The sequence below is a fragment of the Paenibacillus massiliensis subsp. panacisoli DSM 21345 genome (genome assembly GCF_000426545.1).
In the GTDB taxonomy this organism is placed as follows: domain Bacteria; phylum Bacillota; class Bacilli; order Paenibacillales; family Paenibacillaceae; genus Paenibacillus; species Paenibacillus panacisoli.
In genome coordinates, this window is the sequence record NZ_AUFO01000001.1 from 145,684 (window position 1) to 171,365 (window position 25,682).

The 25,682-nt window shown below is 48.1% G+C and carries 21 protein-coding genes; 19 read left to right on the plus strand and 2 right to left on the minus strand.

Annotation, left to right across the window (positions count from 1 at the left end; all coding sequences use genetic code 11):
* Positions 1–11 precede the first annotated feature (11 nt).
* Together K331_RS0100620 and K331_RS0100625 are read right to left on the minus strand one after the other, a co-directional pair.
* On the minus strand, positions 12–494 hold the full coding sequence (locus tag K331_RS0100620) for a hypothetical protein (protein WP_028588779.1): 483 nt from the start codon (positions 492–494) through the stop codon (positions 12–14).
* 127 nt (positions 495–621) lie between these two features.
* Complete coding sequence (locus tag K331_RS0100625) at positions 622–987, minus strand: papain-like cysteine protease family protein (protein WP_226383514.1); 366 nt, start codon at positions 985–987, stop codon at positions 622–624.
* A 246-nt stretch (positions 988–1,233) separates the two neighbouring features.
* On the opposite strand from K331_RS0100625, the gene mraZ reads away from it, so the two are divergent.
* From mraZ to K331_RS0100720, 19 genes are all read left to right on the plus strand, one after another.
* Positions 1,234–1,671, plus strand: coding sequence for a division/cell wall cluster transcriptional repressor MraZ (gene mraZ / locus K331_RS0100630; protein ID WP_018886773.1), 438 nt, complete (start codon positions 1,234–1,236; stop codon positions 1,669–1,671).
* Positions 1,672–1,689: 18 nt separating this feature from the next.
* Positions 1,690–2,640 (plus strand): 16S rRNA (cytosine(1402)-N(4))-methyltransferase RsmH, encoded by a 951-nt coding sequence (gene rsmH / locus K331_RS0100635; RefSeq protein WP_018886774.1) that lies wholly within the window; start codon positions 1,690–1,692, stop codon positions 2,638–2,640.
* 37 nt (positions 2,641–2,677) lie between these two features.
* On the plus strand, positions 2,678–3,085 hold the full coding sequence (locus K331_RS28605) for a hypothetical protein (protein WP_036633832.1): 408 nt from the start codon (positions 2,678–2,680) through the stop codon (positions 3,083–3,085).
* 24 nt (positions 3,086–3,109) lie between these two features.
* Complete coding sequence (locus tag K331_RS28610; protein WP_036633835.1) at positions 3,110–5,407, plus strand: penicillin-binding transpeptidase domain-containing protein; 2,298 nt, start codon at positions 3,110–3,112, stop codon at positions 5,405–5,407.
* 134 nt (positions 5,408–5,541) lie between these two features.
* Positions 5,542–7,509 (plus strand): stage V sporulation protein D, encoded by a 1,968-nt coding sequence (locus K331_RS0100650; RefSeq protein WP_028588781.1) that lies wholly within the window; start codon positions 5,542–5,544, stop codon positions 7,507–7,509.
* 2 nt (positions 7,510–7,511) lie between these two features.
* Positions 7,512–8,999 (plus strand): UDP-N-acetylmuramoyl-L-alanyl-D-glutamate--2,6-diaminopimelate ligase, encoded by a 1,488-nt coding sequence (locus K331_RS0100655; RefSeq protein ID WP_028588782.1) that lies wholly within the window; start codon positions 7,512–7,514, stop codon positions 8,997–8,999.
* On the plus strand, positions 8,999–10,399 hold the full coding sequence (locus K331_RS0100660) for a UDP-N-acetylmuramoyl-tripeptide--D-alanyl-D-alanine ligase (protein WP_028588783.1): 1,401 nt from the start codon (positions 8,999–9,001) through the stop codon (positions 10,397–10,399). Before K331_RS0100655 ends, K331_RS0100660 begins: the two co-directional genes overlap by 1 nt.
* A 21-nt stretch (positions 10,400–10,420) precedes the next feature.
* Positions 10,421–11,389, plus strand: coding sequence for a phospho-N-acetylmuramoyl-pentapeptide-transferase (gene mraY / locus K331_RS0100665; RefSeq protein ID WP_028588784.1), 969 nt, complete (start codon positions 10,421–10,423; stop codon positions 11,387–11,389).
* Positions 11,390–11,392: 3 nt separating this feature from the next.
* Positions 11,393–12,814, plus strand: a complete 1,422-nt coding sequence (gene murD, locus K331_RS0100670) for a UDP-N-acetylmuramoyl-L-alanine--D-glutamate ligase (RefSeq protein WP_028588785.1) — start codon at positions 11,393–11,395, stop codon at positions 12,812–12,814.
* A gap of 50 nt (positions 12,815–12,864) precedes the next feature.
* On the plus strand, positions 12,865–13,962 hold the full coding sequence (spoVE, locus tag K331_RS0100675) for a stage V sporulation protein E (protein ID WP_025680828.1): 1,098 nt from the start codon (positions 12,865–12,867) through the stop codon (positions 13,960–13,962).
* A 4-nt stretch (positions 13,963–13,966) separates the two neighbouring features.
* Positions 13,967–15,082, plus strand: a complete 1,116-nt coding sequence (gene murG, locus K331_RS0100680) for an undecaprenyldiphospho-muramoylpentapeptide beta-N-acetylglucosaminyltransferase (protein ID WP_028588786.1) — start codon at positions 13,967–13,969, stop codon at positions 15,080–15,082.
* Between the two features lie 448 nt (positions 15,083–15,530).
* Positions 15,531–16,814 carry a UDP-N-acetylglucosamine 1-carboxyvinyltransferase gene (gene murA / locus K331_RS0100685; RefSeq protein WP_028588787.1) on the plus strand — a complete coding sequence of 428 codons (1,284 nt, stop codon included), beginning with the start codon at positions 15,531–15,533 and terminating at the stop codon, positions 16,812–16,814.
* Positions 16,815–16,874: 60 nt separating this feature from the next.
* Positions 16,875–17,639: a cell division protein FtsQ/DivIB gene (locus K331_RS28615; RefSeq protein ID WP_036633839.1), complete on the plus strand. Its 765-nt coding sequence runs from the start codon at positions 16,875–16,877 to the stop codon at positions 17,637–17,639.
* 198 nt (positions 17,640–17,837) lie between these two features.
* Positions 17,838–19,097 (plus strand): cell division protein FtsA, encoded by a 1,260-nt coding sequence (ftsA, locus tag K331_RS0100695; RefSeq protein WP_018886786.1) that lies wholly within the window; start codon positions 17,838–17,840, stop codon positions 19,095–19,097.
* Between the two features lie 59 nt (positions 19,098–19,156).
* Positions 19,157–20,263 (plus strand): cell division protein FtsZ, encoded by a 1,107-nt coding sequence (gene ftsZ, locus K331_RS0100700; RefSeq protein WP_018886787.1) that lies wholly within the window; start codon positions 19,157–19,159, stop codon positions 20,261–20,263.
* 103 nt (positions 20,264–20,366) lie between these two features.
* Positions 20,367–22,289 (plus strand): BglG family transcription antiterminator, encoded by a 1,923-nt coding sequence (locus K331_RS0100705; RefSeq protein WP_028588788.1) that lies wholly within the window; start codon positions 20,367–20,369, stop codon positions 22,287–22,289.
* Positions 22,290–22,498: 209 nt separating this feature from the next.
* Positions 22,499–22,864: a PTS lactose/cellobiose transporter subunit IIA gene (locus K331_RS0100710; RefSeq protein ID WP_036633842.1), complete on the plus strand. Its 366-nt coding sequence runs from the start codon at positions 22,499–22,501 to the stop codon at positions 22,862–22,864.
* A gap of 15 nt (positions 22,865–22,879) precedes the next feature.
* Positions 22,880–24,175 (plus strand): PTS sugar transporter subunit IIC, encoded by a 1,296-nt coding sequence (locus tag K331_RS0100715; RefSeq protein ID WP_028588790.1) that lies wholly within the window; start codon positions 22,880–22,882, stop codon positions 24,173–24,175.
* 35 nt (positions 24,176–24,210) lie between these two features.
* Positions 24,211–25,647 carry a glycoside hydrolase family 1 protein gene (locus K331_RS0100720; RefSeq protein ID WP_028588791.1) on the plus strand — a complete coding sequence of 479 codons (1,437 nt, stop codon included), beginning with the start codon at positions 24,211–24,213 and terminating at the stop codon, positions 25,645–25,647.
* The last annotated feature ends 35 nt before the right edge of the window (positions 25,648–25,682 follow it).

A 25,682-nucleotide genomic window follows, 5' to 3' on the forward strand; every position in this document is an offset into this window, starting at 1 on the left:
TCCACCCTCAATCAGTAAGGCTGAAGGCCGTATCGTATGTCATCAATGAGCTTTAGCTGTTCATCAGGGTGAAGATTCGTTTCAACTGCCGTAATTACGCTTTCAGGATATACAAAAGTGCTAATACTCGATACCTTCCACTGTCCTGAATCATTATTACTATAAATGGTTCCAGTATCTTGCTCGTTAACACTAATTGAAAATACATAACCGCTAAAATTAGTATCACTGTTATATACATCATCAGAAATCGTATAGAAGGCTCTTCCGTCGCTTAATTTAGCTTTAGTAAAATCTTCGTTTTCAGTTAAACCATAGTCTTCTTTCACCGCATTTAGAGAATCTAGGTAATTTGCTCTAAAATCTGCTTCGATTTCTTTCCTAATTTGAGGCTCGGGAATTCCTTCATTAGCATGGGCTAAGGAATCCGTATCAAAGCTAAATAAAAATATACTCAACACAATACATAGTGTATAAATAAATGTTCTTTTCAATGTGTTACCCTCCTTAAAATATGTTTTACGCAAAATGATAACTCTTGTTTTACAATTATAAATTATTTACTTCACATAAACGGTGCTCAAGGTGTTTCGCCAATCCCAAGCACTATTGCTTACAAATTCATTGTAATTTTTTAATATATCCTGTCCCGTCAGCGGGATCGATGTAATAAACATTTCGAACTGATTTATTTGTGTCTTGATAGTAGCCCTTTATTAAAAGAGCATGTCCATTACCATCCGTCCAAGCGATGGCAGCACTAAGGTTCATGTTTTTATCAATGTTACTTATAATTTCGCCAAATGACACGCTATTAAGAATGGTTGTTGATCTTATATTCCAGTTAGATAAGGCATTCTTCATATCGATTACAGTGCCTGTCTTATTAACTGCTGAACCATAGATCTTTGTAACAATTTGTGATTGAGTTGCATTTGCGCCGAGATAGTTTGCCAACATGCTTGTAACAGCAGCCCAACATTCCAAACTTTAATCTGGATTTATTTGTAACAAACTTAACAATAACTTACGCGCGACGTCGAAGTAAGATGAATAGTGTCGAATTGGGAAAAATATAATTATTTTACATTTATTATTTGAAATTATAAGTTTTTCTTTGTTTTTGGAACTTGCGTAGATAAAGGGTTTTGATTTTTTTTAACGAATCTATTATGCTTAGGTGGTGGAAAGTGGGTCAAAGTGGGAGATTGGGGTAAGGAGTTGAGCTAAACGGTGTTTATGGGGGAGTTCCAACATAGCATGGATGACAAAGGGCGCTTAACTGTCCCATCCAAATTCCGTGATGCTCTCGGAGCCTCATTTGTCGTTACCCGCGGTCTTGACCAATGCTTATTCGTATATCCCATGGAAGAGTGGGGCAATATGGAGCAGAAGCTAAAAGCACTGCCGATGATGAAAGCCGATGCACGCGCCTTCAGTCGCTTTTTTTTCTCGGGGGCAACCGAATGTGAACTGGATAAGCAAGGCCGGGTTCATTTGCCTGGAAATCTGCGCGAATATGCCAAGCTGGATAAGGATTGTGTGGTGCTTGGGGTATCCTCGCGCGTAGAGATATGGAGCAAGGAGACGTGGGAGCAGTATTTCAACGAGTCAGAGCATACTTTTAATGAGATTGCCGAGAAACTGGTTGATTTTAACTTTGAATTATAATGTCTGGAGGTCTAACGCTTGTTTCACCATATTACCGTACTCAAGGAAGAAGCGACGGATGCTCTGCAGATCAAGCAGGACGGGATTTACGTGGATTGTACACTAGGTGGGGCAGGGCATAGCTCTGTTATTGTGTCCCAGCTAGGTCCACAAGGAAGACTTATAGCCTTCGATCAGGATGACTGGGCACATGAAAATGCACAGCACAAGCTTGCGGAGTATATGGACAGAGTCACCTTGGTTAAGTCCAACTTCCGACATCTGCAAGAGGAGTTAGCGCGCTTGAACGTGCCAATGCTGAATGGGGTTCCCCAGGTAGATGGCATTTTGATGGATCTTGGAGTCTCATCACCTCAGTTCGATGAAGGCGATCGGGGCTTCAGCTATAATCACGATGCTCCGCTAGATATGCGAATGGATCAGGACGGTCCTCTTACCGCCAGAGACATCGTGAACGAATGGAGCGAGCAGGAGATTGCGCGCATTTTGTATCAATACGGTGAAGAGAAATTCTCCAGAAGGATTGCGAAAGGGATTGTGGAGTATCGTGTGCATACCCCAATCGAGACAACAGGTCAACTGGTTGAATTGATCAAGGAAGGAATTCCTGCTGCTGCCAGACGAACGGGCGGCCATCCCGCGAAGCGAAGCTTTCAGGCTTTGCGGATCGCTGTCAATGATGAGCTTGGGGCACTAGAGGATGTGCTTCATCAGTCTGTCAATTGCCTGGCGCCCGGTGGGCGTGTATCTGTGATTACCTTCCATTCGCTTGAGGACCGGATTTGCAAGCAGATTTTTGCAAGCTATCTGGAGAAATGCACATGCCCGCCAGATTTCCCAATGTGTGTATGTGGTCGCAAGGGAATCTTGAAGCTGGTCAATCGCAAGCCGCTGGTGGCTGGCGAGGAGGAGCTGAAGTTGAATCCTCGTTCTCGTTCTGCGAAGCTACGTGCGGCGGAGAAGCTGTGATTTTGAAAAAAATATGATTAAGATAAGGAGCGATTGGATGGCTTATACACGCGGAAATCTTGCTGTCAAGCAAAAAGAAGAGCAGCAGCGATCGAGTCAGCAGCGCTACCGGGAGACGACGAAGGTTGTAACCCGGCGGCGTGAGCTACCGATTCGGGAGAAGCTGTTGTATTTGACGACGATTGTGGCCTGTGTAGTGGTTGCCGGATTTTTAATTGGGCGCTATGCACAGATGTATCAACTTAATACGTCGATTCATAGGGCAGATGTAGCAATCAGTACATTGAATACATCCATAGCCGAGCTTCAGGTGGAGAAGGAGAAGCTTGAGAATCAGGTTTTGCCAAAGGCAAAAGAACTGGGTTACATAGAGCCAACGCAGCTGCCCATTCGTGTGAAGCAAAATGTGACGTCTAGCGTATCTACTGAGAGCAATAGTAAATAGCAGCGGATAGAAAGGTTGAATGTCATGTTGAAAAGAGTAAAGCTACGCTCCCTGCTAATTCTGGGTTGTGTAACCTTCTTTTTTCTCGTGCTGGTGTTCCGCGTGTTCTGGATTCAGGTGGTAAATGGGGAGGAATGGCAGGACCAGGTTCAGACCATGATCCAGAAAGATCAGGTAATTAAGGCCAGCAGGGGAACAATTACTGACCGTAACAATGACGTTCTGGCTACCGACGCTCCCGCATATACCGTTGTAGTGAATCCGAAGATCATTCAGGAATACAATCTGGAGGATGAAGTCGTAGCTCGTCTCCACACGTTACTGAACAAGCCGGAGTCCGAAATCAAACAGCATGTGCGCAACAAGAAAGAGGATGGGGAGTATCGTGAATATCGTGAGGTGCGTCAGGAGGGCTGGAAGATTGAGCCTGCTCTTGCACGCAAGATTGACGAATTCAATGAAGAGCTGAAGCAGAAGCACAAAGTGCTTAACGCCGTGTTCACGGTGAAGGAGACCAAGCGTTTCTACCCACAGAACAACTTGGCTGCCCATGTGTTGGGGTATGTGAACAAGGAGGGAAATGCTGTAACTGGCCTTGAGGCCTATTACGATAATGAGCTGAAGGGGATAGACGGCAAGCTCCTCTACGAGCGGGATCGCAAAGGGGTTAGCCTTCCGAACTCGGAGCAGGTCTATGAGCCAGCTGTCAATGGTAAAAAGTTAAGGCTGACAATCGACGACAAGATTCAATATTATATTGAAGAGGCAATGGAGGAGGCTTTTGCCAAATACAACCCGATCAGTATGACGGTGATTGCAGCAGATCCCAAGACGATGGAGATTTTAGGCATGGCCAATCTGCCAACCTATGACCCCAATACGTATGGTCAGACCAAGGATCAGAAGAACTTTATTAATCATGCTCTTCAGTCGATCTATGAGCCGGGATCAACCTTCAAAATTGTAACGCTTGCCGGTGCAGTGGAGGAGAAAATGTTCAACCCGAATGCTCATTTTGTCTCCCAGAGAACCGTAATAGGTGGCTTCCGAATCAGTGATAACGGTCGATACTATGGAGATATGTCATATCTGGCTGGGGTTAAACGTTCAAGTAACATAGCCTTTGTCAATCTGGGCTTCCGTATGCTAGGTCGGGAGAAGCTCCGCCATTATATTGATGAATTCGGTTTTGGTAGCAAGACAGGGATTGATCTCCCTGCTGAGGTACCGTCTCCAATCAAAGAGCTTGTCTATGATTCCGAAGTGGCTGCTGCTGCCTATGGTCATGGTCTTGTACAGGTTACGCCGATCCAGCAGGTGGCAGCGATCTCAGCCATCGCAAATGGTGGTAAGCTCATGGAGCCGCATGTCGTCAAAGATATTATAGATACAGAGACTGGGGCAATACAAACCATTCAACCAAAGGTAATCCGTCAAGTCATCTCCGAGAAGTCTGCGAAGGATGTCAGCGGTTATCTGGAGCAGGTAGTAGCTGACCGCGATATCGGTACTGGGCGCTACGCATACATAGATGGTTATCGTGTAGCGGGTAAGACAGGAACGGCGCGTAAGGTTGTTAACGGAAAATATGATGAGAACAAGGACGTAGTGTCATTTATCGGCTTTGCACCCGTCGATGATCCGAAGATAGCAGTGCTGGTCGTAATTGACGAACCGCGTGTAGCCAATGTTGGGGGCGGTACAGCAGCTGCTCCGATCTTCAAGGAAATTGTCTCTCAATCCCTGCAGTATATGGGCGTGCCTAAGGCTAATAGCAAGGGAGAAGGCGAGAAGAAGACGTCCAAAGCCTTTAAGCCCTTCAATGCTCCACAGCTAACAGGCAAGACGAGAAAAGATGCCCAAAATATGCTACTACAGCAAGGTGTAGCTTATGAGACAGTCGGTAAGGGTTCTACCGTTGTCCGTCAATATCCAGCACCTTCTGCGCTAATGACTCCGGGCCAGCGGATGTATTTGCTGACAGAGGATAGCGGTAATATGGAGATTCCGGATTTGACAGGAGTGTCGTTACGAGACAGCCTGGAGCTACTGACCTTGATGAAGATTAGTGCGAAGATTGATGGAGAAGGCTATGTTATTCGTCAGAAAGAAGAGAAGCAGGGGGATAAGCGAGTGCTCTCGCTCTTGCTGCAGCCTGCAAAGGAGACGGTGACAGGCGTCGTTCCAGAGCTATCTGAAGATACGAATGAGGAGACAGACGGGAAGACGCAGGAAGAGGATACAGATGCACCTGGGGATTCAGCGGATGAATCCGGGGTTGAATTAGAATCAGAGGCATCTAGTACCACCTCTGCTCCTTAATAGCAGGTTCTTCAAGAGCAGGCTCTTCGGTGGTTTTATCTAGTAGGGACAAATGTTCTAAACCCGCTGAGATTCGAATAGTCATGATGTAGACAAGTCATGAGCTAATGGATCTTAAGCGGGGAGGGAACGGTGTGAAGGTCTCCAATGTTAGACTAAGAAAAAGATTGTTATGGACGCTGGCGGGGTTATTGATCCTGTTCGCGTCCTTGCTGATTCGACTTGCTTATGTTCAGTTGGGCATGGGAACAGAACTGGCAGCGAAGGCTGAAGATTCCTGGAGGCGCAATATCGTCTTTGCAGCCAAGCGAGGCCAAATTGTAGACAGGCAGGGCACAGCTCTTACGTATAATATTACTTCGCCTACGGTTATCGCAATCCCGGTGCAGGTGAAGGACCCGGAGCAGACGGCGAAGAAGCTGGCTCCTATCCTGGAGATGAGCGAAGAGAGCGTATATAAGCTGATAACTAAGAGACAATCAAGCCAAAAACTACAGCCCGGTGGCCGGAAAATTACGATGGAGAAAGCTCAACAAATTCGTGATTTAAGGCTGCCGGGTATCGTTGTTACAGAGGATAACAAGCGCTTTTACCCATTCGGTGATCTGGCGGCCCACATTCTGGGCTTCACTGGTATTGACAATCAAGGCCTTACAGGGGTAGAGCAGCGCCATAATGAACGGCTACAGGGGATCGATGGTAGCATTGCCTATTTGTCTGATGCGGGCGGTCGACTGATGCCTGGTTCCTCGGAGAAATATATACCGCCCAAGGAAGGGCTGAAGCTGCAGCTCACCATTGATAAGTCCGTTCAGTCGATCATGGAACGTGAGCTGGATCAGGCCATGGTGAAGTTTCAGGCTGCCTCAGCCCTGTCTATTGCGATGGACCCGAAGACAGGAGAGATTCTGGCGATGGCTAGTAGACCTGGATACGAGCCTTCTCTTTACAAGCAATATGAGCCGGAAGTGTACAATCGCAATCTGCCCATCTGGATGACTTATGAACCAGGCTCTACCTTCAAAATCATTACACTGGCATCTGCGCTGGAAGAAAAGAAAGTGAATTTGAAGAATGACCACTTCTTCGATCCGGGCTATGTTGAGGTGGCAGGTGCACGACTGCGCTGCTGGAAGAAGGGTGGTCATGGTAGCCAAACGTTCATGCAGGTCGTCGAGAACTCCTGTAACCCTGGCTTTGTCGCTCTCGGTCAAAGGCTGGGTAAGGATACATTGTTTAAGTACATTCGTGACTTCGGATTTGGCAGCAAGACAGGTATTGATATGAGCGGTGAAAGTAACGGAATTCTCTTTAAGCCAGCTCAGGTAGGTCCGGTGGAGCTTGCTACTACCTCTTTTGGACAGGGGGTGTCTGTAACCCCAATCCAACAAATCACAGCTGTATCGGCAGCTATTAATGGTGGAAATCTCTATAAGCCGCACATTGCAAAGGCTTGGATCCATCCAGAGACCGGAGAGGTACTGGAGAGCATCGAGCCCGAGCTGGTCCGCAAGGTCATATCGGAGGATACTTCTCGACAGGTACGGGAGGCTCTGGAGAGTGTAGTAGCCAAGGGAACAGGCCGCCCAGCTTTTATTGATGGATACCGTGTTGGCGGCAAGACGGGGACCGCGCAAAAGGTAGTCAATGGACGGTATTCTACTTCGGAGCATATCGTATCCTTTATAGGCTTCGCTCCAGCAGATGACCCGCAAATTGTAGTCTATACGGCTGTCGATAATCCGCTTGGGATTCAATTTGGTGGTGTTGTAGCCGCTCCAATTGTGCAAAATATTCTTGAGGATGCTCTGCACGTAATGAAGGTTCCACCACGGGAGCAGCAAATACCAAAGCAATATAAATACGGCGAGACGCCAATGGATACAGTACCGAATCTGGTTGGAGCTTCTGTTCAGGATCTCTATGAGGAGCTGAACATGAACTTCATGCTCGTCAAATCAGGCTCTGGGAATACTGTCATCAGCCAATCCCCGAAAGCCGGCTCAAGAGTCGAGAGAGGCTCGACCATTCGCATCTATATGGGGCAACATGCTGATGAGCATTCTGGCGAATCTGGTGACGAATCTGGAAAGGAAGATTGATTATGCAGTTACAATTTCTGGCCTCAGCTATAGCAACAGCCCGCATTATTGGTGATGGAAATGTCGAGTGTCAAGGCATACAGGCAGACTCACGCCTCGTTCAGCCAGGAGATCTCTTCCTGTGCCTTCCTGGCTTCACGGTAGATGGGCATGATTATGCGGCACAGGCTGTCAGTAAGGGAGCATCAGCATTAGTCGTCGAGCGTGAACTGGATATCGAGGTTCCGCAACTGCTAGTCAAAGATGCTCGCCTTGCGATGGCGATCCTGTCAAACCAATTATTTGCATCACCCAGTCATCAGTTGAATATGATTGGCATTACAGGTACTAATGGCAAGACAACAACCTCTTACTTAATTGAGAAAATACTACAAGACTCTGGAGTGCCTACAGGACTGATTGGTACCATCCAGATGCGTTACAATGGCAAGACTGTGCCGATGTCTGGAACAACACCTGAAGCGGTGGATCTTCAGAAAAAGCTGCGGTTAATGGTAGACGAGGGAGTGAAGTCCTGTGTTATGGAAGTGTCCTCCCACGCGCTTGAGCAAGGCAGAGTCAAGGGGACGGACTTCCGAATAGCTGTTTTCACCAATCTTACACAGGATCATTTGGACTATCACCATACGATGGAGCAGTATCGTGATGCGAAGGCGCTTTTGTTTTCTAGATTGGGAAATGCCTACAGTGAAGACCCGAATAGTCGAAAGTATGCTGTCCTGAATGCAGACGACCCAGCTTCTGAATATTATAGCAAGGCTACTGCTGCAGAAGTAATTACATACGGATTGGAACAAGGCGCTGATGTCAGAGCATCACAAATTGCGATCACCGCCAAGGGAACTTCTTTTCATGTAAGCACATTTAGGGGAGAAGCAGACATACAACTGCGGATGGTTGGGAAATTCAACGTGTATAATGCCCTTGCAGCGATTGCAGCAACCCTGCTGGAAGGTGTTCCATTAGAGCAAATTCGCAAAAGTCTTGAATCTGTTCCCGGGGTTGATGGCAGGGTAGAGGCAGTAGAAGCCGGGCAATCGTTTGCAGTCATTGTTGATTATGCCCACACGCCAGATGGTCTCGAGAATGTCCTGCGCTCCGTCAAGGAATTCGCCAAGGGACGGATTGTATGTGTATTCGGCTGTGGTGGGGATCGGGATCGCACTAAGCGTCCATTAATGGGTGGAATCGCTGCACGCTACAGTGATCACATATTTGTTACCTCGGATAACCCTCGCACCGAAGAGCCTGCGGCCATACTCAAAGATATTGAGCAGGGGCTGCTGGAAGCTGGGATTTCCCGGGAAATCTACGATATGATTGAAGATCGCAGAGAAGCTATATTTAAAGCTATTGAAATGGCAAGCCCGGAAGATGTAGTATTGATTGCGGGAAAAGGTCATGAAACGTATCAGATCATTGGTAAGACTTCTTTTGATTTTGATGATCGCATCGTGGCCAAAGAAGCGATAAGGGGCAAATTGAAGTGATAATTCGAACGTTAAAAGAAGTTGCCGACATGTGCGGCGGCACAGTCGTAGAGGGCTGTGCAGCGGACGCTGTGGTCCGCGGTGTATTCACCGATTCACGTACACCGGTAGAGGGAGCGCTGTTCGTTCCTCTTCAAGGAGAGAATTTTGACGGACATACCTTCGGCGAGCAGTGCTTACAGGCTGGTGCAGCTGCCTTACTGTGGCAAAAGGATCATCCCCATATGCCGCCAGGTCCGGTCATACTGGTAGACGATACGCTTAAGGCGCTGCAGCAGCTCGCATCTGCGTATTTGAAGAGTACTCCCGCTGCAGTTGTGGGAATCACCGGCAGCAATGGGAAGACGACGACGAAGGATATGATAGAGGCGCTGCTGTCTACGAAGTACAAGGTTCATAAGACACAGGGGAATCTGAACAATCATATAGGCCTTCCGCTTACTATTCTGCAAATGCCGGAAGATACGGACATCGCTATTCTTGAAATGGGTATGAGTGGTCGTGGAGAGATCCGTCTCCTATCCGAGCTTGCCCAGCCGGATGTGGCAGTGATTACGAATATCGGTGAGGCGCATCTGCTGCAGTTAGGCTCCCGGGAGGAGATTGCAAGAGCCAAGCTGGAGATTATAGCGGGATTGAAGCCAGGCGGTCTGCTTGTTATGGATGGAGATGAGCCGTTGCTTCCACAAGTGCTGAAGGAGGCTAATACGGAGCAGCCAGAGAACCTTCAATTGTATACGTTTGGTCGCTCTGAGAATAATGATGACTATCCGACAGCAATTACAACTCAGGAGAGGGGAATTCTCTTTACTGCACATTCTATGGGGCAAGAAGAATTACAGCTCCCGTTACTCGGTCATCATAATGTTTTGAATACTTTGGCAGCAATAGGAGTTGCCAGACACTTTAATTTAGGGCTGTCCGAGATTCGTCAGGGATTATCTTCCTTGAAATTAACAGGAATGCGTATTGAAATACTTACAAGTAATACGGGCCTGATGGTGCTAAATGATGCTTATAACGCTAGTCCTTCCTCCATGAAGGCGGCGATTGATACCCTGGCAGGCTATACGAGACAAGGCCGCAAGATTGCGGTATTAGGCGATATGCTGGAGCTGGGACCGCAAGAAGAGGATTATCATGCACAGCTTGGACGGTATGCTGCTGATGCCGGAGTTGCGAAGCTTTACGCGTTCGGACGCTTAGGTGCATTCATTGCACAAGGGGCGCTGGAAACGATGGCTACGGCAGATGTAGCAGCCTATACCGACAAGGACGCATTGATTAATCATTTGCTGCAGGAGCTACAGCCAGAGGATATTGTACTGGTAAAGGCCTCACGTGGCATGAAATTAGAGATCGTTGTGAATGCATTGATCAACGCTCCGCTACAGAACTAAGGAGAAGAAAGGGGGACTACCATGGATATTCAATTGTTGCTACTTACGATCGGCGTATCATTTATACTGGCGGTGATCGCCGCCCCCCTGCTGATCCCGCTCCTGCGGCGGATGAAGTTCGGACAGCAGATACGTGATGATGGGCCACAGAGTCATCTGAAGAAGACGGGAACGCCGACAATGGGGGGCGTAGTGATTCTGCTGGCTTTTACACTGACATTCCTCAAATTCTCCAGTGTGAAAAACACGGATTTCTATGTATTGCTTATCGCTACACTTGGCTTTGGGCTGATTGGTTTTCTGGATGACTATATTAAAATCGTGTTCAAACGGTCCCTTGGCCTGACACCACGTCAGAAGCTATTTGGACAGCTGTTCTTTGCAGGACTGATGTGCTGGCTGCTGATTCAAAATGGTCATAGCACGGCTATCGCTGTTCCAGGCACTGAATGGTCCTTTGACTGGGGAGCATGGTTCTACTATCCATTCATTGTCCTCATGATGCTAGCAATCAGCAATGCAGTTAACTTTACAGATGGTCTGGACGGGCTGCTGTCAGGTACGAGTGCCATCGCCTTTGGTGCCTATGCGGTGATTGCTATTCAAGCCACATCTTTACCTGCGGCCATCTGTGCTGCTGCGATGATCGGTGCCGTGCTCGGCTTCTTGGTCTATAATGCGCACCCGGCCAAGGTATTTATGGGAGATACGGGATCGCTCGGGATCGGTGGGGCGATCGGCGCTATAGCCATTGTTACCAAGAGTGAGCTGCTGTTCCTGATTATTGGCGGTATATTCGTGATCGAGATGCTGTCGGTAGTCATTCAGGTAGTGTCCTTCAAGACACGGGGCAAGCGTGTATTCAAAATGAGCCCGATACACCATCACTTTGAATTATCAGGCTGGTCTGAATGGCGTGTAGTCATGACCTTCTGGGCGGTTGGTATTATACTTGCAGGAATTGGACTCTATATCAGCAAGGGGTTGTAATTAATGAATCATCCACATACCTATCAAGACCAGCAGGTCGTTGTGCTTGGACTGGCCAAAAGTGGCGTGCAAGTAGCCAAAGCCTTGCATCGCGCCGGTGCGATTGTAACTGCAAGTGACATGAAGGAGAGAGAACAGTGTCCCGAAGCCTCGGAATTAGAGGCTTTGGGAATTTCCGTTTTATGCGGAGGACATCCGGAGGGATTGATTAACTCTGACATTCAGCTGGTGGTCAAGAATCCAGGCATTCCTTATACAGCTCCGCCTGTACAGCAGGCGTTGGAGCTTGGTATCGAACTGGTAACGGAGGTTGAGGTGGCATACCATCTTACCAAGGCTCCGATTATTGGCATTACAGGCTCTAACGGCAAGACTACAACTACCACATGGGTAGGTAAGCTACTGGAGGCTTCTGGTCTAAAGCCTGTAGTTGCTGGCAATATCGGGACGCCGATGTGTGAGATTGCCGAAGAGGTTACTTCAGATCAATGGATTGTTGCTGAGCTTAGCAGCTTCCAGTTGAAGGGTACTACAGACTTCAGGCCAACTATAGCCTGCCTCTTGAATGTTGCAGAGACGCATCTGGATTACCACGGCAGCATGGAGGACTATGTTACCTCCAAGGCACGATTGTTCCAGAACCAGCGTGACACGGATGCAGCTGTCCTGAACTGGGATGATCCGGTATGTCGGGAGTTGATTACGCATGTGCGTGGCAGGCTGTTGCCTTTCTCACGGTCCGAGCAATTGCAGGAGGGGGTGTTCGTGAACCCGCCTTATGTTGACGGTGCTGAGGATGATCTGGAGCGCAAGGTAGTGTATCGCGACTCTACAGGACAAGAGCATAACATTATTAAGGTTAGCGAGCTTGGCATTCCAGGGGTGTTCAATGTTGAGAACGCTCTTGCTGCATGTGCTATTGCCATCGCCGCTGGTGCGAGGCTAGAGGCTCTCAGCGAGCCTTTGGCAAGCTTCCGCGGAGTGGAGCATCGTCTGGAATTCGTAGCCGAGAAGAACGGTGCAGTCTATTATAATAACTCCAAAGCTACAAATAGCAAAGCTACACTCATGTCTCTCACATCCTTCCACCAGCCAGTTGTACTCGTTGCTGGGGGGCTTGACCGCGGCTCCGATTATATGGAGCTCCTCCCCGCCTTGCAGGAAGGCGTGAAAGGGGTCGTACTATTGGGAGAGACCAGAGAAAAGCTGGCTTCTGTCGCGAAGCTAGCAGGCATAGAACGTATAGAGATCGTCGATAATGGGGAGGATGCCGCGTCTGTCCTTGTGACGGCTGTGAACCGAGCTGCCAGTCTGGCTACTGAAGGCGATGTCGTATTGCTGTCGCCAGCCTGCGCAAGCTGGGATATGTTCCAGTCGTATGAAGAGCGGGGACGAATTTTTAAAGAGGCGGTGCATAAATTGTAAGTAGGGGGGTGGATAAGCCCCTACTTATGGTGCAAGGGGTGGCCTCCTATATGAAGCAATCGCGTCCGGCTCCGGATTTATGGATGTTCGTCTGCATTATTGCCCTGCTTGCGATCGGCCTTGTGATGGTGTATAGCGCCGGCGCAGTGTTGGCTTTTCGTGAATATGGAGATTCCTATTATTTTGTCAAACGCCAGCTGCTATTCGCCTCGCTTGGTCTGATCGCGATGTGGTTCACGTCAAGAATGGATTATCGGCTGTGGGGACAACTCGCGAAGCCCATGCTTCTGGTCTGCTTTCTGCTATTGCTTGCAGTTTTGATTCCGGGCATTGGAGTCGTGCGGGGAGGAGCTCGAAGCTGGCTAGGCATTAGTTCCTTCGGCATTCAACCTTCCGAGTTCATGAAGCTTGGGATGATCGTGTTTTTGGCGCGCTGGCTGAGCCGGCCTGGCTATAACATTACATCCTTCACTAAAGGACTACTCCCACCTATGGGCCTTGCAGGCCTTGCCTTTGGTCTTATCATGCTTCAGCCTGATCTGGGCACAGGCACGGTTATGCTGGGTGCGTCCATGCTGATTATTTTTGCTGCAGGGGCAAGTCTCAAGCAGCTTGGTTGGCTGGCGCTTGGCGGTGTGGCCGGTTTTGCAGCATTAATTGCTGCAGCGCCGTATCGTCTGAAGCGGATTACGGCTTTCCTGGACCCATGGTCCGATCCGCTGGGTGCGGGGTATCAGATTATTCAATCTTTATATGCCATCGGTCCTGGTGGACTGGGGGGACTCGGATTGGGTATGAGTCGGCAGAAGTACAGTTATGTGCCCGAGCCACAGACAGATTTTATTTTTTCAATACTTTCAGAAGAGCTGGGCTTCATTGGCGGCTGTATCGTTATTTTACTGTTTCTGATGCTGATATGGCGGGGCATGCGAACAGCGATGACTATTCAGGATACATTCGGGAGTCTGCTGGCTGTTGGAATTGTCGGGATGGTCGCGGTCCAGGTCGTGATTAACATAGGCGTCGTCATCGGACTCATGCCCGTAACAGGGATCACACTACCGTTAATCAGCTATGGCGGCTCTTCTTTGACCTTGATGCTGACAGCACTGGGTATATTATTAAGTCTATCACGTAATACGAGGTGATCTCATGCGAGTGGTGTTAAGCGGCGGCGGGACTGGAGGACATATCTACCCGGCGATTGCTGTAGCCCGACAGATTGAAGAGGAATTTCCAGATGCGGAGTTCCTGTATATTGGCGGCAAACGGGGGCTGGAAAGCAAGCTGGTTCCCCAGGAAAAAATAGATTTTGAGGCGATCGATATTACAGGCTTTCGCCGGAGCTTGTCTTTTGAAAATGTAAAAACAATTATGCGCTTCTTCCAAGGAGTACGGACTTCAAAGGCTCTGCTGCGCCAATTCAAGCCGGATGTCGTTATCGGCACGGGTGGCTATGTGTGTGGTCCGGTGGTATATGCAGCAGCGAGACTCGGCATTCCTAGCATGATTCATGAGCAAAATGCCATCCCTGGATTAACCAATTCATTCCTGAGCCGCTATGCAGATACGGTAGCTGTAAGCTTTGAAGGCTCTGAACGAGCTTTTCCAAAAGCCAAGCATGCGGTCTATACCGGTAATCCACGTGCAACTACTGTACGACATGCCAACAGGGACCGTGGCTTTGCTACGCTGGGACTCCCGATGGAAAGTTCTGTGGTGCTCGTGGTTGGAGGCAGCAGAGGTGCCAAGGCGATTAATGACGCCATGATTGACATGGCTCCGCAACTTTCGAAATTGAAGGACGTACATTTTGTTTATGTAACGGGTGAAAGCTACTTCGAACGCACGACAGAGCAAGTACGCAGCAAGATTGGTTCTCTTCCTAATTATGTGCATATTCTTCCTTATATCCATAATATGCCGGAGGTGCTCGCCTGCACTTCCTTGATTGTGAGTAGGTCAGGGGCATCATTTTTGTCGGAGATTACCTCATTGGGTATCCCGTCCATTCTCATTCCATCGCCAAATGTGACGAATAATCATCAGGAGGCGAACGCACGCAGACTGGAGGAGGAAGGGGCGGCTGTCATGATCCGTGAGCCAGAGCTTACGGGCAAGAAGCTATTCGATGAGATCGCGGATATCATGCACAATGCTGACAGACGGGCTCACATGTCGACGGCCTCCGCTACCTTGGGCAAGCCGGATTCTGCTGAGGTGCTGGTACAGGAGCTGGTGAGAATAGCAGGGAAGACAAGGAACTAAATACAGACTTGGGCGGTTGTCACACGTGGCGTCATCCTGTCATAAGATACCTTATACATTGTGACCACCACCCGGGCTGCCGGCTAACGCCCGACCTTTAGATCTCCGCCATGCTCAATCGGATGGGGAAACAGCTGACAGTTCCTGGACACAGATGAACGCTGTTCTCGGCACAGCCTTCTCTGGCTTCTGTTTGGACGGGGCACCAGTAAGCTACGCTGATAAGAGAACGCGGATAAAAGCCGGACCCAGGGTCAGATGTGTCCATACAACTCAGTCCATTGAGGCTGTGCTGCGCCAAAGCGATAATTTACACCGGGCTAGCGACAGCAGAGGACGTGCTTACCCTTTTGCAGCATATTCAAAGCAAATATCATCTCATGCCGGCATTCTCCTTGAGCCGGAGTAACCTCGTGGTGGGTGAGCGGTAGAACTCGGAGGTGATACATTGGATAAACTGGTTATTGAGGGCGGATATCCTCTGTCCGGAACTGTTGGCATTCACGGTGCCAAAAATGCGGCGCTCCCGATCTTGGCAGCAAGTCTGCTTGCCAATGGTGAAGTGCAAATCCGCAATGTCCCGAATCTGCTGGACATCCAGGTCATGATTGGCATTCTCGAACGCCTGGGATGCAATGTCAGCTATGAACAGCAGACAGTGAAGGTAGATGCTTCAACTTTATCCACAACCGTCATTCCGGAAGACCTGATGAAGCAGATGAGATCATCTATCTTTCTGATGGGACCGCTCCTGGCCAAATACGGTGAAGTTACAGTATACCAGCCAGGTGGGTGTGCCATCGGAGAACGCAAGATAGATCTACATCTGGATGGCTTGCGCGCGCTCGGAGCAGAAATTATCGAACAGAGCGAGCAGATTACCTGTCGTGCGTCACGATTGACTGGTGCAGATATTCACCTGGAGTTCCCAAGCGTAGGAGCCACAGAGAATATCATGATGGCAGCGGTACTTGCGGAAGGAAGGACGACGATTACCAATGCGGCAAGGGAGCCGGAAATCCAGGATCTTCAGCGCTTTCTGAACACCATGGGCGCTCAGGTCATTGGAGCAGGGACAGATACGATTACGATTACTGGCGTAAAATCGCTACAATCCTGTTCGTACGGGATTATTCCTGATCGGATCGTTGCAGGCACGATTATGATTGCGGCAGCAGCAACTCGTGGTAACGTGACGCTTACAGGCTGTAATCCGGGTCATATCTCGTCGCTCCTGCACGTCCTCCGGCGGGCTGGTGTTCAAATCAATGCTTGCAATGATATAATAAAAGTAAGCTGTATGACCCGTCCCAAGCCTGTTGGCCGTATTGTCACCTCACCCTACCCATCATTTCCAACCGATCTGCAGTCTCAGGTAATGGTACTGCTGTCCTTGGCTGATGGCTTCAGCATCATGAAGGAGACGGTATTCGAAAGTCGCTTCAAGCATGTGAACGAGTTGAACGTCATGGGTGCTGACATTTCAGTGGACGCGAATGCAGCCTTGATTCGGGGAGTTCCCCGTCTCTACGGTGCTACTGTCGAAGCAACGGATCTGCGTGCGGGAGCCGCATTGGTGATTGCAGGTCTCGCTGCTCAGGGACGAACGATCGTTGAGCAGGTCCATCATATTGATCGAGGTTATGATAGACTTGAGCTACTGTTCCAGAGTCTTGGAGCCAAGATGCGTCGTCAGTCTGTTGTACCGGAGGAGCTTGATTTTGCTAATTAACATTGCCTGCAGCGTCCCCTCCCTGTCGGAGGGGACGAGAGGCTTCTATGGGGAGTTCATATGCATAAAGCCCAGATCCCTGCACTCAGAGAGAGCAGGCCAAAAAGGAATACAAGTCGAAAAATAGCCTGGACCCTTATCATTTTATTTATCGTGCTGCTGGCGGTCCTGTTTTTCAGGTCCTCATTAAGCCAAATTACAGCGGTTCAATTTCAGGGAAGTACGTTTACGCCGCAGGACAAGCTCCTGGAGCAGAGTGGTCTGGAGATTGGTGGTCAATTTTTTGGTGCCAGTAAGGAAGATATCATTAGCCGCCTGAAGCAGATTCAATCCATCCAGACGGTGAATGTGGACAAGCATTTTCCAGGGGAGATTAGCATCCAGATCAAGGAATACCCTACAGTAGCCTACGAGGTAAATACAGATGGAGAACTTAGAGCCATTCTCTCGAACGGGACAAGCGTGGAGGTATCCAGCAGTGGAATTGCTGTAGAGAAGCCCATTCTGACACAATGGAAATCTGATGATCCCATTAAAATTAAGCTTAGTCAGACTTTAGCCAACATTCCTAGTGAGTGGACTGCTGATATTTCAGAGATTTTACCAGACCCTACTCCTTCCTTTCCGGATCGTATTCGAATGTATACCCGGAGCCAGTTCGAAGTGCTGACAGCTGTATCATTACTTGAGAAGAAGATCAGCTATCTGAATCAGGTCATTGAGACGGAAGAGCCAGGCATGATCACTATGTTTCAAGCGGATACGTATGTTCCTTTCAAACCGCGCGAGGAAGATGGTAGCATCGAAAATGCCACTACTCAGTAATCTGAAAAAATGATAAAATGAGTTTTATGAGCTCTAGCTCGGTATTCCTTCTTTTTTCTTGAAATTTTTATATCTTTGGCCAGAAGTTGGCACCGAAAAAATTTGTAGAAAAAAGAGGGATCGTATAAATAGTGTTGAATATTTGTAGAGGTATGTTTAGAGATGACAAATCATTTGGAGTTAGGAGGTGCCACAGACTTGAGTAACAATGACATCATTGTTAGTTTGGACATCGGTACATCCAAAGTTCGGGCTATTATAGGTGAAATGAATAATGGAACCTTTAATATTATTGGAGTTGGATCTGCCGACTCGGAAGGAATTCGCAAAGGTGCAATCGTAGATATCGATCAGACCGTGCAATCGATCCGCAGTGCAGTTGATCATGCGGAACGCATGGTAGGTATTCAGATAACTGAAGTATACGTAGGTATCACTGGCAATCATATTGGCCTGCAGACAAGCCATGGCGTGGTGGCGGTCTCTAATGAGGATCGCGAGATCGGTGAAGAGGATATCGAACGGGTGCTGAAGGCTGCGGAAGTCATTGCAGTTCCTCCGGAGAGAGAAATTATTGATGTAGTGGCCAAGCAATATATCGTGGATGGTCTGGAGGGTATTCAGGACCCACGTGGCATGATCGGGGTGAGACTTGAGGTAGAGGCTACCATCGTGACAGGAGCCAAGACGCCTATACATAACCTACTGCGTTGTGTTGAGAAGAGTGGTTTGCGTATTGTTGATCTGGTCCTGCTTCCGCTTGGTACGGGACAATTGTCTCTGTCCAAGGATGAGAAGACGATGGGTTCAGCACTTGTCGATGTTGGGGCAGGGTCTACCACGATTGCGATCTTTGAGGAAGGCAGCATTGTGGCTACATCGACTTTGCCGATTGGTGGCGAATTCGTAACCAATGATATCGCTTATGGATTGAGAACGTTAACCGACCAAGCTGAGAAGGTGAAGCTGAAATACGGCTGTGCCAATTATGATGATGCGGCTACAGATGTCCTGTTCAAGGTAACGCGCATCGGTAGTAACGTGGACAAGGAATTTAATCAGCAGGACTTGGCTGCGATCATCGAGCCTCGGGTGCAGGAGATATTCCAGCTGGTTCAGGCCGAAGTAAGACGACTTGGTTATACGGAGCTTCCTGGGGGTTATATACTTACGGGAGGAACTGTATCCATGCCAGGTGTACTTCAAGTAGCTCAAGGTGAGCTGGCTGCTTCGGTAAGGATTGCCGTGCCGGATTTCATTGGTGTTCGTGACCCTAGTTTTACTAGCGGAGTCGGTATTTTGCAAAATGCGGTACGCCAATATCGTGTGCGCAGCCAAAGTGGCAACGTAAGTGCCAAGAAGCCGGCCAATCGAACGAAGAGCAGTCCCGCTCCGGAAAAAGAGCAAAAACCGGGATTTATCGAACGTTTGAAAAACATGTTCAGTGAATTTATATAACGGTTGAGTGCCATACATGGACGAGCTAGCCATGCACATTGAGGGGGAGAGGGAATAGTATGTTGGAATTTGATTTTGAAATGGAGAGTTTGGCCCAAATTAAAGTGATAGGCGTCGGTGGGGGCGGCAGCAATGCTGTCAACCGCATGATTGATAATGGAGTACAAGGCGTTGAATTCATTACGGTCAATACGGATGCCCAAGCACTTCATCTGGCCAAATCCGAGCATAAGCTGCAAATCGGCGATAAGCTGACTCGCGGCCTGGGTGCTGGCGCTAACCCTGATGTGGGCAAGAAGGCTGCTGAGGAGTCCCGTGATCTGATTATGAATACCCTGAAAGGGGCAGACATGGTGTTCGTGACAGCCGGAATGGGTGGCGGTACCGGAACAGGTGCTGCGCCAGTTATCGCTGAGATTGCAAAGGAATGCGGAGCATTGACAGTAGGTGTGGTTACACGCCCGTTCACCTTTGAGGGTCGCAAGCGGTCGACACATGCCGAGCAAGGGATCGAAGGGCTGAAGGAGAAGGTAGATACCCTGATCGTCATTCCGAATGATCGATTATTGGAGATTGTAGATAAGAAGACTCCAATGCTGGAGGCTTTCCGCGAGGCAGATAATGTACTTCGTCAAGCGGTACAAGGCATCTCTGATCTGATTGCTGTACCGGGTCTCATCAACCTTGACTTCGCTGACGTGAAGACAATCATGACTGAGCGTGGTTCAGCCCTGATGGGGATCGGACTGGCAACAGGCGAGAACCGTGCTGCCGAGGCTGCGCGCAAGGCTATTATGAGCCCACTGCTGGAGACGTCGATTGAAGGGGCACGCGGGGTAATCATGAACATTACAGGCGGCGCTAATCTCTCTCTGTATGAAGTGAATGAAGCGGCCGAGATCGTGACTTCTGCGTCCGATCCGGAAGTGAATATGATTTTCGGTGCGATTATTGACGATGACATGAAAGAAGAGATTAAAGTTACTGTTATTGCTACAGGCTTCGAAGGCAAGCCAGCTCCATCTGCTCCTTCCCGCAAGCCGGCAGCAAGTCAGCCAGAACAGGAAGAGCGTCCGTCCAACCTGCGTCCGTTCGGCAACCAGCAGAGCGATCAGCTGGATATCCCGACCTTCCTGCGCAACCGTCCGCGGAACAACAATGACTAACATAAATTAGCAGGAATGTCCCCAAGTAGTATTCTACTTGCAGGACATTCCTTTTTTTTATTGAAGGATACGGTCGATCCTAATATTGAAAGGAGTTTCGTTGTTGCGGATTTTTCATCTTCTTCACCTATTGATTTCCGAGCAAATTGTTAGCAGCGAGTATCTAGCCAAACTGTTGAATGTGTCATCACGCACCATTCGGACGGATCTGAAGGAATTATCCGCATTGTTGTCCACCCATGGAGCCACGGTCAAGTCACTAAAAGGAGCAGGATATCAGCTTGAAATCCATGATGAGCAGCGTTTCCGACATTTGCTGAAGCAATTGAAAGAAAATGAAGCGGCTACACCGCAGCAAGTAAGCGGATCATCCGAGAGCAGACATCGTTTTCTGATTAGGAAGCTGCTGTTGACGGAGGAGTATTTCAGGCTTGAAGACTTGGCTGATCTACTGTATGTAAGCCGTCCAACGATACAAAATGACATCAGGGAAGTACGGCGAATATTGAAGAATTACGGCTTGACGCTGGAGAATCGTCCCCATTACGGTGTTAAAATCAAGGGAAGCGAGACTCAGCTACGCTACTGCATGTCCGATTATATTTTTAGCCGTACGGAGATTGCACCCGAGAGCACACATTCTCCATCCATTCTTTCCGATGAAGAAATGGATTTAATCAGAGAGGTTATTCTTGAACGCATTGAAGTCAATGACATTATATTATCGGATATTGCGCTCAACAATCTGGTCATTCATATCGCAATAGCTTGTAAGCGGATACGGGATGAAAGGTATGTCTCTTTTTATCCGCAGGAAATGAAAAAGATTGAGGCGCAGAAGGAATTTGGCGTGGCGTCTGAGATTGTGTCCAGTCTTGAGCGCAAGATGAATCATTCCTTTCCTTTCGCTGAGGTTGCGTATATAGCGGTACATTTGCTTGGTGTAAGAACAATTGTAGCGGCTAATATGGACGATACGGAAATTAAAGGGATGATAGACGGCGAAATATACAACCTGACAGTTGAAATATTGGATCATATTGAAAAAGGAATGCAATTAGGCATCCGCCATGACAAGGAGCTGCTTGTGGCATTTTGTCTGCACCTCAAACCCGTCATTAACCGTTTCAGGTATGGCATGAATTTGCGCAATCCGATGCTGGATGAGATCAAATCCAATTATCCGCTGGCCTTTGAAGCGGGTATACTGGCGGGTGAAACGATTAGGAAGCGGCTTGGCTTCGAAATTGAAGAAAATGAAATTGGCTACCTTGCTATTCATATCGGCGCTGCAATTGAGCGAAAAAAAGAGCAGAACACTCCTAAGAGATGCCTGATCGTATGCGCATCGGGCAGGGGGAGCGCCAAATTGCTCTATTACAAGCTGCAATCGGTATTTGGCTCCAAGCTGGACATTGTCGGTACGACTGAATTTTACAAGCTCAAGCAGATGTCGCTTGATTCGCTGGATTTTGTAATCAGCACAATACCTGTCTCCGAAAAGCTGGCGGTACCGATCATACATGTCAATACGTTTCTCGGCGGCGCAGACGTAGACAAGATTGAACAGGCTATCTCGGAAACTGGATTGCCGGCTATCCATTATATACGAAAAAAGCTCGTTTTTCTTCAGCAGAAAATGGACAACAAGGAGGAAGTGCTGGCGTTTATGGCGGACAGGATTCAGGAGGCGGGGCTTGTCAAAGGCCCGTTCCTGGAGTCTGTGCTGGAGCGTGAAGCGATGTCTCCCACTTCGTTCGGCAATTTTGTAGCGATTCCCCATCCGATGGAGCCTTTTGCTGATTCGACCTTTTGGGCTGTATGCACGCTGCTAAAGCCTATTGATTGGGACGGCAAGCCGGTGCAGTTTGTATGCGTGCTGTGCATGCAGCGCAGTAAAACGGAGGATGTACAGAGCATGTACAATATTTTGCTTACGATTTTGAATAACGAAGCTCTGGTCCAGCAGCTTATTAAATGTAAGACGTATTCGGATTTTGCTCGAGTTCTTCATGAACATGCATAAGATTTAATTCAGTGAAACGACGTATGGAGGAATATCCCGATTCTCTAAAGAGGGATATTCCTCTTTTTGTATATAGTTATTTTCCGTTAAGAAGAGGAAAAAGCTTATGTTAAATTGTAAACCATTGCAATTTATAATAAATTTACAGCCAACAGCTACAGTAAGGGTTGCTGCTAGATCAGGGCTACTCTGAAGGAGGGACCATAAGAGTGAGTGAAAAAGAAATAAACAATTCCGTTGGTGACGAGATTCTGGATGAGACTGAAATTGTGTTTCAGATCATTTTGTACGCAGGCAATGCCCGCAGCTCGGCGATGGAAGCGATTGAGCTTGCCAAAGCAGGCAAGTTCACCGAAGCAAGAGGGGAGCTGGCAGCTGCCAAAAAAGAACTGATATCCTCTCACAAAATCCAGACCGGATTAATCCGGAAGGAAGCAGAAGGGGAGAAAATGGAGGTGTCCGTCATGATGGTTCATGCCCAGGATCATTTAATGAATGCGATTTCCATTCACGACATGGCCTCCGAGTTTGTTAACTTGTATGAACGCATTGAACAATTGGGGTCGAAATCGTAGAGGGAGGTTTTTCTGATGGCACTCAAGGATAAAGTTGTTAATGGTCTTACATCTGTAGCGAACGCCATTAACAATTTTAAGTATATTATGGCTATCAAATCTGCTTTCATCACACTGATGCCTGTTATTATTGTAGGCGCTTTCGCGGTCCTTATATCCAATATGGTGATGGACCCGACGAACGGGTTGGCTCATTTTCGCCCGTTTGCATTTTTGGCGGATTACAAGCCGATTTTTACCGCGATCAACTATGCCAGCTTAAATATTCTGACCATACTCGCCATCTTTATGATTGGTCTGGAATTAGGTAGAATTAACGGAGAGAAGAACTTTTTTCCAGGGTTGCTAGCGGTCATCTGCTTTGTTTCCGTTACGCCAACAACGCTTCAACTAATGGTGAACGGTGAGATGCAAGAGGTTACGAATGTGATTGCGCGTCAATTTACAGATACGAAAAGCTTGTTTCTCGGTATTTTTGTGGCTATCCTGTCTGTCGAGCTGTACAGCAAGCTGGGCAAATCGGATAAGCTCAAAATTAAGATGCCGGAAAGTGTGCCCCCCAATGTGGCCGTGTCGTTCTCGGCGCTGATTCCGACGATTATTACCGTAACCGTGTTCTCGGCCGTCGGATTTTTCTTTCATATGTTTACAGGCCTGTATTTGTATGATGCCGTGTACAATGTGGTGCAAAAACCGCTGGAGACGGTTGTGCAAGGTCTACCGGGTATCCTGACCTTGATGCTGGTTGCGCAAATTTTCTGGGTCATCGGCATCCACGGCAATCAGATGGTAAAGCCGATTCGCGAGCCACTGCTACTTGGAGCCATTACCGTTAACATGACCGCTTATGAGCAAGGGCTGCCTATCCCTAATATTATTACGATGCCGTTTTGGGACATCTACATGAGCATCGGCGGTTCCGGCGTTACTCTGGCTCTGCTTATCAGCATCCTGATCGCCTCCAAACGCGAGGATATGAAGGAGATTACTAAGCTATCAATTGGTCCGGGACTATTTAATATTAATGAGCCGGTTATTTTCGGACTTCCGATCATGTTGAACCCTATTATGGCTATTCCGTTCATCATCACGCCGCTTGTTACGGGCACCATCGGTTACTTCTCGACATTGCTTGGTTTTGCTGGCCGTACGGTCGTCATGGTGCCATGGACCACACCGCCGATTATTAATGCCTATCTGTCAACAGGTGGAAGCATAGGGGCGGTCATTACCCAGCTTGTGTGTATTGCAGTTGCGATATTAATCTATCTGCCGTTCGTCAGAATTGCCAACAAGCGGACCGTAGAGTAAGCAGAAATCATTGCGGAATTAAGGAGGAGTAATCAATGGCTAAGCATACAATGAACATCCCGGCTGATTTTATAATAGGGGCTGCTTCATCCGCCTGGCAAACAGAAGGGTGGAGCGGCAAGAAGGAAGGGCAGGATTCTTATCTTGACAGATGGTATATCAATGACCGCTATGTCTGGCATAACGGATATGGTCCGGCCGGCGCGACTGACTTCTATAATCGCTACAGCGAAGATATCGCACTTATGAGACAGATTGGACTGACGCATTTCCGTACCTCGATTAACTGGTCCCGTTTTTTAACCGACTATGAAAATGTGATTGTGGACGAAACCTATGCGGATTACGTGGGACGGGTCATTGACGAATTGATAGAGAGTGGTGTCGAGCCGATGATTTGTCTGGAGCACTATGAGCTGCCGGCGTATTTGCTGGATAAATATGATGGATGGTCATCAAAACATGTGGTTGAACTATTCGTAAAATATGCGGATAAGGTGTTTGAACGCTACGGCGACCGTGTCAAGCACTGGTTTACCTTTAATGAACCGATTGTAGTGCAGACCCGCGTCTATCTGGATGCGTTGCGTTATCCCTATGAGCAGAACACCCGCAAATGGATGCAGTGGAATTACAATAAAACACTCGCAACCGCCAAATGCGTGCAATTGTTCAAGAAGCAAGGCTACGGCAAAAACGGTGCGAAGATCGGCGCCATTCTCAATCCCGAGGTAACATATGCCCGCTCAAGCGCGCCGCACGATCAGTATGCAGCTCATGTATACGATCTGTTCTACAACCGGGTATTTATGGACCCTCTGATCAAAGGGGAATATCCCGAGGAATTGTTCGAACTGATGAATAAGCATGACATTACGTTCGAGTCTACACCGGCAGAGCTGGCCATCATCAAAAACAACACGATTGATTACGCGGGCATTAATCTATATTATCCGCACCGGGTAAAGACGCAAACCAAGGCATGGAATGAAAATGCACCTTTTCATCCGTCTTACTACTATGAGCATTTTGATCTTCCAGGCAAGAAAATGAATAAATCGCGCGGGTGGGAAATTTACCCTAAAATCATTTACGATATGGGCATACGTATCAAAAACGAATACAACAATATCGAATGGTTTATTTCCGAGAATGGAATGGGTATCGAGAACGAGGCGATGTTCAAAAATGAAGATCAGATCATTCAGGATGATTACCGGATTTCCTTCATCAGCGAGCATTTGTACTATACACTCAAAGCCGTAGAGGACGGCTCCAACTGCAAAGGGTACATGCTGTGGGCCTTCACGGATAATGTATCCCCGATGAATGCGTTCAAGAACCGCTATGGACTGGTTGAAATCAACCTGGAGAACGAACGCAGCCGGCATTTGAAAAAATCCGGTTACTGGTACAAGTCCATTATCGCTGAACGTTCGCTTACAGTTGATTTGGATGAAGAGTACAAATAACTGAATTTATGAAAAAATCAGATCAGGAGGCGTTA

Bases quoted from the DNA above. Each gene is read 5' to 3' on its own strand.
- K331_RS28605 (WP_036633832.1), top strand. From the start codon at position 2,678: ATGGCTTATACACGCGGAAATCTTGCTGTCAAGCAAAAAGAAGAGCAG.
- spoVE (WP_025680828.1), top strand. From the start codon at position 12,865: ATGAAGCAATCGCGTCCGGCTCCGGATTTATGGATGTTCGTCTGCATT.
- K331_RS28615 (WP_036633839.1), top strand. From the start codon at position 16,875: ATGCATAAAGCCCAGATCCCTGCACTCAGAGAGAGCAGGCCAAAAAGG.
- mraY (WP_028588784.1), top strand. From the start codon at position 10,421: ATGGATATTCAATTGTTGCTACTTACGATCGGCGTATCATTTATACTG.
- K331_RS0100715 (WP_028588790.1), top strand. From the start codon at position 22,880: ATGGCACTCAAGGATAAAGTTGTTAATGGTCTTACATCTGTAGCGAAC.
- murG (WP_028588786.1), top strand. From the start codon at position 13,967: ATGCGAGTGGTGTTAAGCGGCGGCGGGACTGGAGGACATATCTACCCG.
- K331_RS0100655 (WP_028588782.1), top strand. From the start codon at position 7,512: ATGCAGTTACAATTTCTGGCCTCAGCTATAGCAACAGCCCGCATTATT.
- ftsZ (WP_018886787.1), top strand. From the start codon at position 19,157: ATGTTGGAATTTGATTTTGAAATGGAGAGTTTGGCCCAAATTAAAGTG.
- murD (WP_028588785.1), top strand. From the start codon at position 11,393: ATGAATCATCCACATACCTATCAAGACCAGCAGGTCGTTGTGCTTGGA.
- K331_RS0100720 (WP_028588791.1), top strand. From the start codon at position 24,211: ATGGCTAAGCATACAATGAACATCCCGGCTGATTTTATAATAGGGGCT.
- K331_RS28610 (WP_036633835.1), top strand. From the start codon at position 3,110: ATGTTGAAAAGAGTAAAGCTACGCTCCCTGCTAATTCTGGGTTGTGTA.